This is a genomic window from aff. Roholtiella sp. LEGE 12411 (assembly GCF_015206995.1).
Taxonomy (GTDB): domain Bacteria; phylum Cyanobacteriota; class Cyanobacteriia; order Cyanobacteriales; family Nostocaceae; genus Komarekiella.
This window is the reverse complement of record NZ_JADEXR010000026.1, coordinates 26007-42486: the sequence shown is the minus strand read 5'-3', so window position 1 is coordinate 42486 and position 16480 is coordinate 26007. Positions and strand designations below refer to the sequence as shown.

The window sequence follows — 16480 nt, the reverse complement described above, 5'->3', positions numbered from 1 at the left end:
TAGCTTGTACGGTGATACTTCTGAGATCTGTTTTGTTAAGTTCATGCGAAGCCGAAAAAGTCTCAAAATGCTCTAAATAGTTTGGTGTCCAAAAACGTAGACTTCTAAAGTAGCTTGGCTTTACTCTCCTTCTGCCTTTGATACAACCGGGTGCGCTGATAGCAATTTTAATTTGATATGTAATTGAATATTTGAGTTTTATAAAAATAAAGTTAAATTCGGCAAATTATCTCTTCAGAGAAATCACGCTTTTGTCTTTTTAAAAGTCAAAGTACAAATGTATAAGTCCACAAAAATGTGATTCTTTCAACCAATAAAAGTATAAATAATGAAAACTCACCAGTTATCCAATTTACTGAAAATTGCTCTTTCCACTGTTGGCATCCTCTCTATAGCTGGTCAAGGAGCGTATGCCTCCGACTTAAAGGGAACGGCATTTAGCATATCTTTAGAGTGTTTGAACGACACTACTGGACTTTTATTAGGAACAAACCCTACTGATACTAGTGGCTGGCAGTATGCATTTGATTCAAATACAGATGGGATGAACGGTAATTACTGGGTTGGTGCAGCACCAGGACAGAAAAATCCCTATGATATTTACGGCATGGCTATCAAGGAAACCGCTACCAGCGTGATTCTAGCTCTTAATGGCAATATGAAATTAACAGGAGAATCAGAAACAGGCGCTGCTGGTGGTCAGATTGGATATGGTGACTTGTTCTTCAATATGTCAGGTAAGACCTTTGAGGATGCCATGAGTAGCGGTAATTTATTCGGTATTCACTTCTCTTCAGTTAATGCTTCCGGGGTACAACAGCTTGGTGTCTATAGTGGTGTTCAGGCTAAAACCGTTACTGATATCAAAGAAGGCTACACTGTAAATACTTATGGAGGCTTGGCAGGCGGGAAAAATTCTTATGAGGGCCAAGTAAAACAAGGTGGTGGTAATGTAGGCTATGGTGATTTGACTAATAGCTACTTTACCAATAATGGCAAAAACCAAACATTTAACCTCAATGCCATTGCTTCTGGAAAATATCTTACGGATATCTCTTTCCTTACACAAGGAGCTGTAACGCAGCAATTGTTAGCCACTGGCTATGATGCTACGAAATTAAAAGGCTCGCAAACTATCGCCTTCCAATTTAATAAGTCTGCGATTTCCCAATCAGTTTCCGAGCCTGCTAACCTCGCTGGATTAACAATTTTTGGCTTGGCTTTGGCTGGTAGCCAAGTTCGCAAAGGTCGCAGTTACAAGTTTTGAGGTTGTCTTAAGCTAAAATAACTTTAAATTGCACAATCATTCATGAGGGCTGTCATGCGTCATCTGTCATTAGTCGAAAGTATTTACAAAGAACGCATGACAAATAGACCTCTTGCATAAATGCTTAACTTCTCATGTTGAGCGGAGTGAAACATCTAGTGAGATTCTTCTCTCCACTGCGTTCCGCTCAGAATGACATTTCTGATTTTTGGACTTTTGCAAGAGGTCTGATAAGTGTAAACAGCATTGACTCCTTAGATGCTTACAAGTCAAGGAAAGTCATTTGAATGCACGGTTGCATTTCTAACTTGTGACTTTAAAGAAGCTAAAAGAGTGATTGGTATTGGTAGGACTGATGGTTCAGCGTGAGCGTTTAGCCCAACGGCGTGATGCTCCGGGACGAGCATCGGACTTTTTACCACCTATCACGGTTGGCGGTGCCGATTGTTTAGCTGATGTCTGTGGTGAAGGTTTAGCAGTAGAGCGATCCTGACGTTTGCTACCTTTGGGTCTATGCTTGCGTTCATTTGTAATTGGTTTGGGCTTGGTGTCGAAATTGTCTCCAGGGCCAGCAACCACTTCAAAGGGCAAGCGCTGTTCAATCAGTTTTTCGATATCTGCCAACAGATGGTATTCATCGACGCATACCAACGAGATAGCTTCACCTGACGCGCCAGCGCGGCCAGTACGACCAATACGATGAACATAATCTTCTGGGACATTAGGCAGATCAAAGTTGACGACATGGGGTAGTTCGCTGATATCAAGACCACGAGCGGCAATGTCGGTTGCGACTAGTACCTGTAAACTGCCGTTCTTGAACTTCGCCAGAGCATGGGTACGCGCCGACTGGCTCTTATTACCGTGGATGGCCAGTGCTTGAATGCGGTTCTCTATTAATTGCTTTACCAGACGGTCTGCACCATATTTAGTGCGAGTGAACACTAACACTTGGTGCCAATTGTCTTGCTGAATTAGGTGAGTAAGTAATTGACGCTTCCTGTCACGGTCTACTTTGTAAATTTTCTGTGTTACTGTTTCAGCAGTAACGTTGCGGCGTGCCACCTCGATCATCTTCGGGTGATTCAGCAGCCCGGCGGCGAGTGCCTTGATTTTGTCCGAGAAGGTGGCGAAGAATAGCAAATTTTGTCGCTGTTTAGGCAGGAGCGAGAGAATGCGACGGATGTCACAAATAAACCCCATGTCCAGCATCCGATCTGCTTCATCCAACACCAAAACCTCAATATTTGACAGGTTCACCGTGCCCTGCTGCACATGGTCTAGCAGTCGCCCTGGGGTAGCGACCAGAATATCCACGCGACCCTTCAAAAGCCGTTTTTGCGGATTAATGCTGACCCCCCCGAACATCGCCATTGTGTTCAACTTCAGGTACTTGCCGTAGGAAAGTACGCTCTCTTCCACCTGTGCAGCGAGTTCGCGGGTCGGAGTGAGAATCAGCGCCCTAATCGGTGGATATCCATTAGACGTGCCTTTGATGTTCTGGTCAGATGACAATCGATGCAACAGCGGCAGGGTGAAGCCTGCGGTCTTGCCAGTGCCAGTTTGTGCCCCAGCTAGCAGATCGCTACCCGATAAAACCGCAGGGATCGCCTGCATTTGAATTGGCGTGGGTTTAGTGTATCCTCGCTCAGTGACAGCACGGATAATTTCATTGGACAAGCCGAGATTAGAAAAAGACATATAACTCCGAAAATAACATCGATCTGTCGCCAGTGGCGGCGTCAGTCTTAGGCGGACGGACACAAGTTTGAAGGGCTGGATGGGCAGTAGCGCAAAGACCCAGTGCGAATGCCGCAGCTCTGAATTATAACAGAGTCTAGTCCATAATATCTTGTAATATAGAATTCCTAATGTAGCGATCGCACTTTTCCAGAGCAAGACATCACAGCTAGAAAAGTTGTCGCGTTATGTTAAGAGTTATCTGACATGGCGAAGATTCAGTTTATGTTTTCCGGATTGTGACTTATTATATTGATCACAATGGAAGTTCAATATCTTCCCGACAGCAATCGAGAAATATGTTTTATCAAGTCGTTCATAGCACCCTGGGGCGCTGCCGTATTCGTGTACCCAGACTGGCAGATGACTTAGAGTTTGCTGAAAATCTCAATCGCTTGGTTGAGTCGTTGCAGTTTGTCACTGAGGTTCGCATCAATCCCGCAGCTAGCTCGCTGATTGTTAACTACAAAGTCAGTGTGGTTAATTTTGAAGATGCTCAAAAATATCTGTCAATCTGTATTGAAAAGGCGAGTTGTGTTCAACAAAGAAATCTGATTGAAACTTCTGATGAAGAAACTACAGAAGAATCTGACCTGATTCCAGAAGTTAACCAATGGAGAGATTTAGGTCTACCTCTGCTCAGTCTGAGTCTGGCAATATTTGCAGTTCCGTTGGAATTACCACCTCTGTTGATCATAATAGCGATCGCTGGTGCTGCAATGCCTTGGTTCAATCGAGCGGCTGACAGCATTGTTAATCAGCATCATCCGAATATTGATCTTTTAGACTCGGCGTGGATGACTCTACAAGTCGTCCAAGGTCAATATATTGCCCCGTCCTTAAAAACCAGTTTAGTAGAAATCCGTAGAAGCTTACGCGGTACAGTTGATGAAGCCAGAAAACAAAAAGCTCTAGACTTTTTAAAGTATTTGCATCAAGATATTTGGGTGCAGCGTGATCAATTACAGCCAGTAGTCAGAGCAATAGAGTTGCAAGCGGGCGATCGCATCACGATTCATGCTGGTGAAATAATTCTTGTAGATGGTAGGATTCTATCTGGTAGTGGTTTGGTGGATTGCTCCTACCTCACAAACATAGCTACACCTCTGCATTATTCTCTAGGACAAGAGGTCTACGCCTCTTCTCGCTTATTGGAAGGAGAGTTATGTATCTTAGTGGAACGGACAGGTGAAAATACTCGCCTGGGATTGATTGCTCATCTTATGCAAACTGCTCCGGTGCATGATACACACATTGGCGCACAACAGGCAGAGTTGGTGAAAAATGCCATTGTGCCAACCTTAGTTTTAGGCGGCACTATTTTTGCTGCAACAGGTAATTTAGGAGCAGCTATTTCTCCCTTCCAGTTTGATTTTGGTAGTGGTATCCCTATTTCTATCTCAACAACCATCCTCTGTGCCTTGACTTACGCTGTCCAAAATGGCATTTATATCCGTAGTGGTCGTGTTGTGGAGTTGTTGACTCAGTTAAATACCCTTGTGATCCATGACTCTGCATTATTATATCTAAATACAACTGCATCAGACTGTATTAAGGCGATCGCTACCCTGCAAGAGATGGGTATTACTGTCTACCTCGTCAGTGACGATAGTTTAGCAAAGACTACCATTCTCGCAAAAAAATTTGGCATTCATGCTAACCATATCCTTGCAGAATCTCATCCCCAACAACAAGCAAACTTAGTTGATGGACTCCGCAGTCAAAGAGGATGCGTAGCAGTGCTGGGAATAAATGGTGATTGTCATGCAGATATTTCTGTCTCACTTGCCTTCAAGGGGAATGTTTGTACAGAAACAGCAGATGTGGTGCTGCTTGATCAGCAATTGCAAGGATTAATTTATGCTATTGCGATCGCCAAACGAGGAATGCAGGTAGTTTACCAAAATATGGCAACTATTGTTGTTCCCAATCTGATGATGCAAATTGGTGGCGGTATGTTCTTAGGTGTCAATCCAGTTTGGAATGTCATTGTTAATAATGGCTCGGCATTCATTGCTGAATTCTTAAATGGTTCGCGCCCCATTTTTGATTCGATTGTGCCATCACAATATAAAAACAATCACCAAACAAATATTATGCCAATTCCAGCCACTTCCACCGAGTTACATTTCCCTGTTTTGAACGGGAGAAAATTGAATCAACAACCTTTAACCTAATGATAGTTCCAAGGAAGATTGACTTATAAAAATCTCACAACACAAAGAAATCAACTTTGGTGAGATTTTCTATATCGTCTAGCAATTTGTCTACTTTCTTCCATATAGCCTTGAACTACATAAAAGGCCATACAAAACAAAACAACGTAGGCAACCAAAGCAACTACAACTATGCCATCCATTTTGATTCTCCCTAGCTTGACTCTATTTAAATAAATTGTTTCTTTTTTTACCTACAGACCATTTTAAGGTTAATCAGGTCTGATTTTTTGCAAAGCTCTATTTTTGTTGATTGTCAGAAATAGTTATTGAGATTTTCCTAACTAACAGAGTATTTTTGACGATACATATATCGGTTAGAAATGTTCTGAGTCTCATGTTTACAGGCTTCAATTATCTGAAAAGCCATAAATGAGATAACTAAATAAGCACCAACAGAAAGTATAATAATGTAATTCATTTTGTTATCAAAATTACTTATTGGTTACATTTAAATATTAAAAGATTAAATTCTTTTTACCTTCTACTTAAATATGTAAATGCTCTCCGCCCAAAGTAAGAGAATAAGTAAGCATACAAATACTACTTAATCTAAGCAGACAGATATCATTAAATATAAAATTACAACCAGAGCAACCCACTCTTATTAAGGCTTTAACCTTCTGCTGTCTGACTTCTTCTCATAACTTGGATTTTATAAAAATTATTTATAGTTTTTCTAAAGGACTAAGCCAAATGACAACAAAAGATAAAATTTTGCTTCGGATGTTAGTGTTTGTGCCTATTTCCTTTATAACGGAATGGCTGCATTTACATCCTGTTATTGTTTTCGTTACTTCTGGTTTAGCAATTATCCCCTTAGCAGCATGGATTGCTAATTCTACAGAGGAAATTGCCACTGTTGTCGGGCCATCCCTCGGCGGGTTGCTCAACGCCACCTTTGGTAACGCAACTGAGATGATTATCTCGATTGTTGCTCTGAATGCGGGTTTGGTGGAGGTAGTCAAAGCCAGCATTACAGGTACTATCGTTGCTAACTTGCTCCTAGCTCTAGGAGCAGCAATTTTCTTGGGAGGGTTACGTTTTAAAGAGCAAAGTTTTCAGCCGAAGGTGGCTCGGATTAATGCTTCTTCACTAAATTTGGCCTTAGTAGTGCTACTTACGCCTACTGCTATCGACTTCACATCTAAAGGATTACAGTCTACAACTATCAATAATTTTTCTGCGGTTGCTGCGATTTTGCTCTTAGTGTTCTACCTGTTGATGCTGCTGTTTTCTATGAAAACCCACAGGGATATGTATGAACTCAGAGCTACTGAGTTTGATGAATCAGAACCAGCAGAAGTTAAATCTCATCAACATAGAGCGTCGCTATGGAAGAATGTTGCTATCTTGCTAATTTGTACCATTGGCTTGGTATTTGTTTCTGATATTTTAGTTGCCAGTCTACAAAAAGCGATTACGACTTTGGGCTTTACTAGTTTATTTACAGGGGTAATTCTGATTCCACTTTTTGGAGGTGCTGTAGAGTATATTACTGCTGCTACCTTTGCCATGAAAAATAAAATGGACTTAGCAGTAGCAGTGGCGATGGGTTCCAGTCTACAAATAGCAATGTTTGTCGCTCCAATTTTGGTATTAATAGGTCAGTTGATGGGGCAACCGATGAATCTAGATTTTAACCCATTTGAAGTATTGGCAGTGGCGATCGCTGTTTTAATTACCAACTCCATCAGCACAGATGGAAACTCTAACTGGCTAGAGGGAGCCTTACTGCTGATCACCTACGCAGTTTTAGGAGCAGCATTCTATTTTCATCCATAAACCTGTAGAGACGTTGCAATGCAACGTCTCTACAAATACCGGATCACAACCTAAAATGAAATAACCAAATAAGGTTCTTCAAATTTGCCTCCGGTAACTGGCTGATTTCGTAGTTCCTCCGGTAAAACAATATTTCGCCGTTGATCACCTGCTTCAACCGTGAGTTCTGTACCCAACTGGGTAAGCTTGACTTGCGGTTTGCTGAATCCTGGCAAAAATACTTGTACCTGACGTTGGGCCAAATCAACTGTTAAAGGTTGAGGAACCTGGGGAACAGTTTTAAAATCTGGTAGTGCATCTATTAGGGGTTTCCAATTGTGTTTTTGCAACACTGGAATTAGGTTTACTTTCAATGGAGCAAAAGCTTGCTCTAGTTCAGTCTTGTTAGCTGCTTCATAACCTTGATAAGCCAGAACCCCACTGACTCGCAAATCAACCTGCTGTGCACTACCCCAAAGCCAACGAGCCTCAGCGATGGCTGCTGGTTCATCTGTAGTCACTAAATAAGCACTTAACCTTTTGGCATCTCCGACAACTGCAACGCTTTTAGCAATCAAATCTTGAATTTGCACAATAGCATCTTGCACTTTTCGGGTGTCCATATTTGCACTCAACAAAGCACTGGCGAGAGGGCCCCCAATCGAGTCGGCGATTTTACTCAAGTCTAGAGATTCTAACGCTTCACGAAATCGGCGAAAATACCAATCTGCGATGTTAGGAATTCCCAGCATTCTCAATGATTCTAAATCTCCTCGCCCATCATAGATGATGACATCATAGTCTTCACTTTGATAGTACTTTCGCAGAGCGTTGAAGGACAGAAGGCTGTCAAAACCTGGTAGAATAATCACCTCTCCCGAATAGACCTCCATTTTTATAGAGGACGGGAGGTAGAGAGTCAACCACTTTTTGACTTCTTCCCAAACTTGTTCTAATAGTACTGTTGCTTGCAACTGTACCACACTTAGATTAGGCGCAATCTCTTGGGGAGTTGCTTTGAGGGAAGTTTCTAACAGCAGTTCTGCGCTGGGATTGGGATTGTGGGTTACTAGTAGCACCCGTTGAGAACACTGAGCAAACCATTTAGCAGTGGCGATCGCCACTGTGGTGTGTCTCGTATCCGCCTTGCCTAAAAATGTAATAATTCTGCTCATCAAGGCATAGTCCTGATGTTTTTTTCAAGGACTGAAGTTTACTCTTTAGCGAGAGTGGGGTAATTATTCAGTCAACAGTTAACTGATTTTTACGATTCCAAAGTACTAAAACAGAAAGCAGCAACAAGAAGAAAAGGAGTGCCGGGAACCAGGGGTAGAAGTATCCCAATTACACCCAAAACAATACAAACGGAACCAACAACAATTCTCCCGGCGTTTCTGATTTGCTTAAGCATAGGAGTTATCCTACAAGTTGTTAAAATTGCTTGTTTAATTTAGCTTATCAGGTAATCATGCAATTATGAGCAGTATATAAAACACGCTGCATGAATTTTCATTTACTATCACATTTGAGGTGCTTATGTATCATTCTACAAGCTATGCCCCGCAGTCTTCCTTTGTGTCTGGGGCATTGAATAACCTGAGAATTTTACTACCCAATTTAGTTTTATCCTTGGGTATCTCTATTGTCGGTTCGATTGTGCTGACTGGATTAACATATTGGCTCAATACTGCCATCGGCATTCCAGTAATTCCATTTTTGTTTATTATGATCTAGAGTAAGTTTACCGAACTAGGGATAAGTAGGGGCGCAAGACCTTGCGCCCCTACTTTAAATAAATCCCTAGAAAGGATATGTACGGACTTAATTCCATTCTTGGAAGACAACTTTTTTTTGCAGCTTAAAATTGTTGATATTAGACAAATCCGCTATGGATTATCAAATTGTTCATGCTGTTGAAGGACGGATTCGCATTCGGATTCCCCTATTAGGTAAGGAAGTAGAGTATGCCAGCAAATTGCAAAAGCAGGTTGAGTCTCTGAACTTTGTTACCAATGTTCGGATTAACCCTCTAGCTGAGTCAATAATTGTCACTTATAAATATAAGTATGTTTCATGTATTGTGATGCAGACTTATCTTCAAGAAGCGATCGCACAAGTGGCTTCTCCACAGTCTCCACCTCCACCTCCTACACCAGAACCAGTAGTAGTAGTAGAAAATAAATCCCCTGGGATTTCAACAGGAGTTGTACAAGAGTCGTTTGCTTATAGTGTGGAACAGGTTAACCCAGATCAAGACCCTTGGGAAGAGGAGACGACTCCAGCAATTGAGCCACCGAGCGATGAAGTCCAAGCAGATTTATCTACGCCGGAGATATCGACGATTGAAGACGATCAAGCCAAGGATGAGTTAGTAGATACTGTTACAGAGCAGGCAAATTCTGATGTGACACCGTTGCAAACGTCAGCTTTAGCAAAGCGTTTAGGCTTACATCCTAAAGCTTTAAGCCGATATAAATCAAAGCCAGATTTTAGCGAGTGGAGCCAGAAAAAAGACCCAAATAGCATTGCTTGGACTTATGATAATGTCTCAAAAATCTTTTGCCCAACGGAGCTAACTGTAAATACTGATCAGTCTAATCCTCAGGAACAGAGGATGCAGACGGAAGTAGAAAAAGTTGAAAGTGAAGTGCTAGGTGGAGTAGTGGGAGGAATTGTCGGCGAAACTGTAGGGGGTGTACTTGCAGGCCCGATAGGAATGGTTGTTGGTGAAGAAATTGGTACTGTCGTTGGTGCAATCTTGGGAGAGGATTTAAGCAAACAAGCCGAACACGCCAATTCCCCAGAGGCAAAAAAGCACCCGGAGCCAGAAATGCAAGGAGAAACAGAAGTTTCGGCGGGTGAAACAATAGGAGGAAAAATTGGTGAGACAGTGGGAGAAATTGTCGGTGAGGTTTTGTTGGCAGAAGAGGGGGGAGTAATTGGTAAAGATATGGGCGAAAAAATTGGCTTGGCTGTTACAGAAATACTTGACAAAGAAGTAGAAGTAATAGTGAACAGTGAGTCTAGTGAACAAGAATCTGATCAAAATTAGTTACTCTAGGAGCGCTGTGGGAGCGATCGCAAGTGTTAACAGCCAATGAATAAATCATTAAATAATGAAGAATTGAATAAGGCTACTAAATTTGCACCGGCTCTGCTTCATGCTCTGCTTGGATATTGCAACGATCCATACCGTAAACAAAAACTCCTCCAGTCTCAATTTTGTAAACCCAGCCGTGGAGGCTAATTTCCCCCTTATGAAGTTTAGAGTGAATTATTGGATAGGTTCGCAAATTTTCTAATTGGGTCATTACATTCTCTTCAATTGTGGCATTCAATAATTCTTCTCCTTCATACTCCTGATAATTGTCTTTAATGAGCCGACGAGTTGCTTCTGCATGTTTTAACCAGTCATAAACTAATGGCATCTCATCAGCTAATTTCCCCAGTTGCAATAACCCCTTCATTGCTCCACAGTTAGAATGACCGCAGACAATAATCTGCTTAATCTCTAAAGCCTGAACTGCATATTCAACTGCTGCTCCTTCACCACCATTAGTCGCACCATAAGGCGGAATGATATTACCTGCATTACGAATAATAAAAAGTTCGCCAGGTTCAGTTTGAGTTAGCAAATTTGGGTCAATCCGAGAGTCAGAGCAGGTTATGAATAACGCTCTAGGGTGTTGTTCATGCCCAAGATGCTCAAACAAATCTCGGTGTTCTTTGAAATAATTGGTTTGAAATTTATGCAACCCAGCAATCAACTTTTTCATTATTCAAAAAACTCCAATAATTGATCCAAAAAATAAATTTTTCATCACAAGTGCTGCAAAATTTTATACCAATTCTATGTAAAGATGCGTTTAACTATACCTCCTTGGTCAAGCCGGGAGTTAAATATAGTACAACTTCATAAAGAAATGGTATTACTAAGTAAACCTTCTGCTAATTAGTTCTATGGCATCTTTGGCGGCTTTGTATTGCCAAAAGCCGCCAAAGATAATTTTTCCATTAGGAACATTTATCGGTTGCAAATTACGTATGCTGGGAAACGATCAACTCAAATGGAGACAGTGATAACTGTTAAAAATTTGTAGATTGAGCGAGTGTGTTGCTTTGCCCAACACCAGTTAGGTTGAACTTCGTTCAATCTAAACTAAAAACTACACTATTAGTTAGTGATGAGAGTATGTCAATTCTCGCACTTATTTGTGTTCAGATTTGCAACACTTACTGTCATCTCACTTGTCAAGCACGAGCGATCCGAGACTTGCAATAATTTATTGTGAGGCAGTGTAACGTCAAGAATAAAGAAGAGCAGCAGCAAACCCAAGGGGCCAAGGGCAAGAGCAAATGCTAATTTACGCACATTTAAGAAATCTGAATTATCAAGCATGATGTTTTTTTGAGAAAAAGTAGTTGTTGTCATCAATAGCAGTTATCGGCGTTGCTGAATCTGGGGATGAATTTACCTCACGCATAGACGCAAAGCTCTAACCCAGGCGACTGCTGTTAGCGACGTTGGCATAGCGTCTCGCAGAGTAGGCGCAAAGAATAAACCTTTAGTTTTATAGGACTTATGCAACTGGCACACAAGGCTTCTGGTATAAGAGTCAAGGGTCAAGGGTCAAGAATCAAGGTTTTTTGGACTTTTGATCTTTGACTCTGGACAACCTCTGGCGTTACAAATATGACACTTGCGTAAGTCCTGTTTTAATCAAAAATCTCAATTCATCTCGAAAATATGTAACGCCCGAATGGCACGCTTGAAAAGCCCAAAGGCTTGTGTCGCATCGTTCCCAGTCTTCAGACGGGGAATGTATTCAAAAGAGGCTGAGCCTCTGGTCAAGATAGAGTAGGCTCCGCCTCCGAAGATTGATTAAGAGCCTCCAGGCTCTTAACCAGTCAGGGTAAGGGCTGTATCTAAATTTAGTACCATTCTGCAACGCCCTTAGATAAGTAAAGACTGACAACTGACCGAGAAGGGGTGTAAGAGTATGAGGATATGAGGTTTAGGGGAAAGGCTATGTAACCCCTTGTACTCACAAGGTTTGAGCCGCCTCAATTTATTAATGAATTAATGAAGTGACCCTACACCTTTACACTCTTACTCCCTTACCACCCCTATTTTTTCGACTAACCGACAGGTTATCAGCCTTTGTAACTTTTCAGAATTGAGCAACTGCTTACTCTTTAGGGCTTACCCAATCGTTACCTCACGGGGAGCTACTTCACTTGTGCCATTATTGGAAGACCTGATATCAGATTTAGCTTCTGCAATCAAATCTTGGAAGGATTCGGAAGCTTCAGCAGCGCTAGCTTGTACTTTGTCAAAGGCTTGGAAAACCCAAACTAATCCAGTCTTAGCTGTTGATCTCGCTGAGTCAGATAAATTGTGACCTGTAGCAGCATCTACAGCACCAACAATAGGTGCAATAGCTAGTGCTCCAACACCAATGACTGCTGCAGTCATTGGCTCTAGTCCTAACAATAAAGCTTCTAGTTCAAACATTCTACATAGCCTCCAAAAAAGGTATATCGCTAATCATGATTCGTATTCGCCACCGTGCGCTACAGATTACGGTATTGATTTCCAAACATCATCAAATCTGAGTTGGCTTTACCTCATTAAAGCATGTATAGAAAAATGGAAATAGAATACTGCACACCCTTGACGGCGGTTGTACGAAATACATTAGCAGGTAGGAAGAATCTTTTCTTGAATTAGATTCTACATCGATACCCACCCATGATACAAGTAATTGAGACGGTCTAGCAATGAAAAATTGTTAAGTCTATAAATATTAGTCAGTATACCTATACATATTACAGGAAATATTAATTTTACTTAATACTCTCCTAGTACTATTGTTATGTGTGTATCATCTGTGGTGATCGCTCAAAGTGCTATGTCTCCAGCATTAATGGCACAATGTTAATGGTTATGCAACCTCTCAAATCAGTTAAGATGAATAGCTTTTCGTTATGTCATCAATAATTATTGATGATCAATATTGTTAATAGAATGCTAATTAAACATTAGTTGAGATCTCTTTGTTATTTTGAAGTTCACATCATATAATTTTCTTAAGCGTAACCAGATTTTGTACTCTTCTCTCATAGTAAAGACCAACAGCTATTAAGTAGTTTCGGCATTAATGTATCATTAATAGCCCGTAATTTTAATAGACAAGCAATAAATTTACTGAATTTAATCGGCTTTTCGATGGCTGGTGTTCATAATGCACCTTTCTTGATAGTTAGTTAGCGATCGCCCACCAAAATCTCAACCAAGGCCGATTAAAACTGCTCTATTACTTGCGAACGCAGTTAACTAGGCGATCGCTTTACGACCAAAATATCTGGACTTTGGGCTGGTATCCTCTCAGCAGCTCTGGTTATCATCACCGGGGTGTATGAATATTTCGTTATGCCTTAGCTTTGTGATCTTCTGGGATATCAATAACAGACGACAATGCCAAAGACACTAAAGAATGTGAATTAGATAAGTCCACATTCCTTAGATCTCAGAGCCTTCATGAATAAATGTTCCTTTTTCACTAGAGATCTAACTTAACTTCCCAAACATTCCTTGGCATTGGATAGCACTCGTCGGTTATTTTGGGGCATTAAATCAACCACATTGTTAAAGCTGCTGAAGTAGTCTTGCAGAGCAATGGCAGCAAAACCATGAAATTCGACCCATTCATACTGATAAAAATTAGTAGAGGTGGTAGAGGTCTTTTCCTGCTGATTCAGAGGAAAAGTAGGAATTGCAATTAATAGAGAAACTTTTTCTTCTCCAAAGGTGTCTTGGCCTTCTAGCCTGACAGCAGCAATATAAGTGGTATTAATGATCATATTATCAACTTTAATAAATGCCATATTTCCGCACGTCTCCAAGTACAAGTGGACGATAGATAATTCTCTAACTTTTGAATCAAAATTTCCTTAGTCTGCCTGCAATTATTGAAGGTATAATTAACCTCCTTGCTTTGCCTGCTCAGCCTTATGATTAATTTCTAAAACAAAAAAAACAGCAGTCTTGGTAATTCTGGTGATAGTTCTTCCTCACGAATTACGATATTATAGACTGCCGGACTTGCAATATTAAAGAAGCGAAAGTTCAGTTATTCGTAACTTTCGCTTAGTAAAAACTAATCAGTTTTGTTGAGTGTTGACTATTGACCGTTGACTGTCAACATAAACAATAGGATATTTTGTACTTGAAAGCCTCTAGGTATAACAGTGTTTTTCTCTTTTCGCCTCTTGTCCTGTCCACTTTTGCCACCGAGCGATCGCTCGATCAACATTTTCTGTGGCTTTGTCACCAGCAAAGCAGATGCGTCTCATCCTTTCACAGGCAATTAATACTTCAGCATGTCCCAAAAAAGGTGCAAGCACAAAATTATCATGCTTTGTATACAAACTGATTAAATAAGCAACAATTCCCTCTACACCCTCAATGCCAACAGGTTTCTCTGGTTTGAGTATGGGATTTAGAGAGTAAATACCCACATATAATTCACCCAAGACCCACTCAAATCTAAAGGGCATACGATGGCGAGCACAAAAATCTTGGATGTGTCCTTCCCGAACTAGCACAGCAACAACGTGAGCTTCATTAATGAGATAATCATGATTCCACTCCGATGAAAGAGTCGCGATCGCTAAAGCGGCATTGGAAGGAAGCAGGTCAATAAATTTATCCTCAGCCGTATCATCACAGTAAACTAAATGCCGATCAAGTATCCACTCATCTCCTAACTCTGCCCCTGGTAGAATTGGAGTAGCATGGATTTTTTTTTCAACTTGTGGTTTAGCAGATTTTAGAGACTGTTTTGCCTGCTTTTGAGCAGTAGAGCTTTGTAGTACAATCAATTGCTGTTCTTTGAGCTTAGTTCTAGCTTCTGCTGCTAACTTGGCTTGTATTTCCATTTCTTCTTGCTTTTGCTGATGCTTCGCTTCTTGTGCTTTTTGTTCTGCCTGTTCTGCTTGCTCGCGCTCTTTGCTACCTGCTCTGGCTATTTTTAACAAAGTGGACTGACTCTTGGCAACAGGTGTTTTCTTAATTACCTCTTTAACTTCTGGATCAATATTTTTAGCAATTTGCTTTCCTAATTGATATGTCCGCTTGTCATAACCTGCCTCTTGAGCTAGTTGTACAGTTGTTTTACCAGGGGGTGAAATCAATTCACCCCCTTTTTTGGTGTATTGGTTTTCTCCAGATTGAGCGCGCAAACCTATCCGCTCTAAGATTTGATCTCTCTCTAGCCAGAATTCAGCTCGTTCTAAGGCTTCTAGTTCATTACGAATGAGGTTTTCATCGATTTCAGCCAATCTGGCATGGTCTACGTCCTCACAAGTTACAATCCGGTATTCAATCTGTTCCAGCCCCAAGAGCTTGCAAGCAGTTAGGCGGTGCAGCCCTGCAATCAGATTGAAATGTTGATCGATAGTTATAGGGTTCAAGAGTCCGTTCGCCTTAATAGATTGCATCAACTCAGCAACTTTTTGGTCGTTCAGAGGACGCCTGTTGGGCTGGATACTAACCCTATCAATGGCAATAAAGGACATAAAAGCTACCAAAAAATTAACTGGGGTTATGGAGAGAGACTATGGAGACTATAAGAAATATAGCAAAACAACAACTCTAGTAATCTTTCTTCACAATTTCTTGGTATTAAATTGTGAAAATCTATACTTGTTTAGAACAAAAGTACTATTACTGATCACAAAACTTTCGATTTTGAAAGTCGCTCTTTGCAACTGAAGCCTGCACCCTCACAGATTGCTCTTACCTTCTGATATGAATATTTATCTATTTATCTTTCTTGAGGATTCCTCTACACAGCAAACCAGAGGAATGCCTCAAAAAATCTTAGCTGACTGTTAGATCAACGCTGATATTCATTCTGGCGATCAACTGCAAAATCTAAATACAACAGACCGATCAACTGAAGCAAGATTTTTACTTACGCAGAGTCTACACTATAAATTATAGTAAGGCTAATCTGGTAAAAATATTCTGTAGATTGCCTATCACATAAATTTGATTGATGAATTTATTTTTAACTCATAATGTTAACTTAACTATGTTGTAAAAGCTTTGTATCAAACAAAGTACGCCTTTTATGGCATAATCTTAAACTAAGAATACTTACAATTAGCAAAATTATAACAGTATCTTTCGGCTCATTTCTCATACCGTAAGGAGGAAAGGTATTTAGGTCGGAAGAAGGATTGGAAATGTGCTGCGTTTGTAGTTCAAGATTTAAGAGACTTCCCAAGAACAATCATTTCTCAGATAATGCCATTCAGTGCTGAGTACTTTCTACTTTACTCATCACTCAGTACTCAGCATTGAGTAAGTAATCAGGCTATTTAAGCAATGTAAATGTTGCTAATGCTACAACTAGCTAATCTCTTTTCAGTCTTCATCCTGTAGCTAGAAGCAGTGACCTATGATAAAACGCATGATTTTGATAAC

Annotated in this window: 14 protein-coding genes; 5 read left to right on the top strand and 9 right to left on the bottom strand. The window is 40.7% G+C overall.

Features of this window, described 5'->3' with window-relative positions; all coding sequences use genetic code 11:
- Positions 1-328 precede the first annotated feature (328 nt).
- Positions 329-1267, top strand: coding sequence for an XDD3 family exosortase-dependent surface protein (locus IQ246_RS08575; protein ID WP_194001992.1), 939 nt, complete (start codon positions 329-331; stop codon positions 1265-1267).
- Between the two features lie 360 nt (positions 1268-1627).
- Here IQ246_RS08575 and IQ246_RS08570 read toward each other — a convergent pair whose 3' ends face one another.
- Positions 1628-2968: a DEAD/DEAH box helicase gene (locus IQ246_RS08570; protein WP_194001990.1), complete on the bottom strand. Its 1341-nt coding sequence runs from the start codon at positions 2966-2968 to the stop codon at positions 1628-1630.
- A 338-nt stretch (positions 2969-3306) separates the two neighbouring features.
- Here IQ246_RS08570 and IQ246_RS08565 point away from each other — a divergent pair, with 338 nt between their 5' ends.
- On the top strand, positions 3307-5184 hold the full coding sequence (locus tag IQ246_RS08565) for an HMA2 domain-containing protein (protein WP_194001988.1): 1878 nt from the start codon (positions 3307-3309) through the stop codon (positions 5182-5184).
- 50 nt (positions 5185-5234) lie between these two features.
- On the opposite strand, the gene IQ246_RS30815 is transcribed toward IQ246_RS08565, so the two are convergent.
- Positions 5235-5366 (bottom strand): hypothetical protein, encoded by a 132-nt coding sequence (locus IQ246_RS30815; RefSeq protein WP_255515505.1) that lies wholly within the window; start codon positions 5364-5366, stop codon positions 5235-5237.
- 553 nt (positions 5367-5919) lie between these two features.
- On the opposite strand from IQ246_RS30815, the gene cax reads away from it, so the two are divergent.
- Positions 5920-7008 carry a calcium/proton exchanger gene (gene cax / locus IQ246_RS08560; RefSeq protein WP_194001986.1) on the top strand — a complete coding sequence of 363 codons (1089 nt, stop codon included), beginning with the start codon at positions 5920-5922 and terminating at the stop codon, positions 7006-7008.
- Positions 7009-7058: 50 nt separating this feature from the next.
- On the opposite strand, the gene IQ246_RS08555 is transcribed toward cax, so the two are convergent.
- Both IQ246_RS08555 and IQ246_RS31230 read right to left on the bottom strand, forming a co-directional pair.
- Positions 7059-8162, bottom strand: coding sequence for an ArsA family ATPase (locus tag IQ246_RS08555; protein ID WP_194001984.1), 1104 nt, complete (start codon positions 8160-8162; stop codon positions 7059-7061).
- A gap of 89 nt (positions 8163-8251) precedes the next feature.
- The gene (locus tag IQ246_RS31230; RefSeq protein ID WP_100903849.1) at positions 8252-8398 is read right to left on the bottom strand and encodes a DUF454 family protein; all 147 of its coding nucleotides are present in this window, start codon (positions 8396-8398) and stop codon (positions 8252-8254) included.
- A 125-nt stretch (positions 8399-8523) separates the two neighbouring features.
- Between IQ246_RS31230 and IQ246_RS08545 the strand changes: the two genes are divergently transcribed.
- Together IQ246_RS08545 and IQ246_RS08540 are read left to right on the top strand one after the other, a co-directional pair.
- Positions 8524-8721 (top strand): hypothetical protein, encoded by a 198-nt coding sequence (locus tag IQ246_RS08545; protein WP_194001982.1) that lies wholly within the window; start codon positions 8524-8526, stop codon positions 8719-8721.
- Between the two features lie 154 nt (positions 8722-8875).
- On the top strand, positions 8876-10039 hold the full coding sequence (locus IQ246_RS08540) for an HMA2 domain-containing protein (protein ID WP_194001980.1): 1164 nt from the start codon (positions 8876-8878) through the stop codon (positions 10037-10039).
- Between the two features lie 85 nt (positions 10040-10124).
- Here the strand turns inward: IQ246_RS08540 and IQ246_RS08535 are convergent, their stop codons facing one another.
- The 5 genes from IQ246_RS08535 to IQ246_RS08515 all read right to left on the bottom strand — a co-directional run bounded on the left by IQ246_RS08535 (position 10125) and on the right by IQ246_RS08515 (position 15567).
- The gene (locus IQ246_RS08535; protein WP_194001978.1) at positions 10125-10763 is read right to left on the bottom strand and encodes a carbonic anhydrase; all 639 of its coding nucleotides are present in this window, start codon (positions 10761-10763) and stop codon (positions 10125-10127) included.
- A 419-nt stretch (positions 10764-11182) separates the two neighbouring features.
- Positions 11183-11419, bottom strand: a complete 237-nt coding sequence (locus tag IQ246_RS08530) for a hypothetical protein (RefSeq protein WP_194001976.1) — start codon at positions 11417-11419, stop codon at positions 11183-11185.
- A 771-nt stretch (positions 11420-12190) separates the two neighbouring features.
- Positions 12191-12463: a DUF5132 domain-containing protein gene (locus tag IQ246_RS08525; RefSeq protein ID WP_244141965.1), complete on the bottom strand. Its 273-nt coding sequence runs from the start codon at positions 12461-12463 to the stop codon at positions 12191-12193.
- 1100 nt (positions 12464-13563) lie between these two features.
- The gene (locus IQ246_RS08520; RefSeq protein ID WP_194001972.1) at positions 13564-13875 is read right to left on the bottom strand and encodes a hypothetical protein; all 312 of its coding nucleotides are present in this window, start codon (positions 13873-13875) and stop codon (positions 13564-13566) included.
- Between the two features lie 351 nt (positions 13876-14226).
- Positions 14227-15567, bottom strand: coding sequence for a ParB N-terminal domain-containing protein (locus tag IQ246_RS08515; RefSeq protein ID WP_194001969.1), 1341 nt, complete (start codon positions 15565-15567; stop codon positions 14227-14229).
- Between the last annotated feature and the right edge of the window lie 913 nt (positions 15568-16480).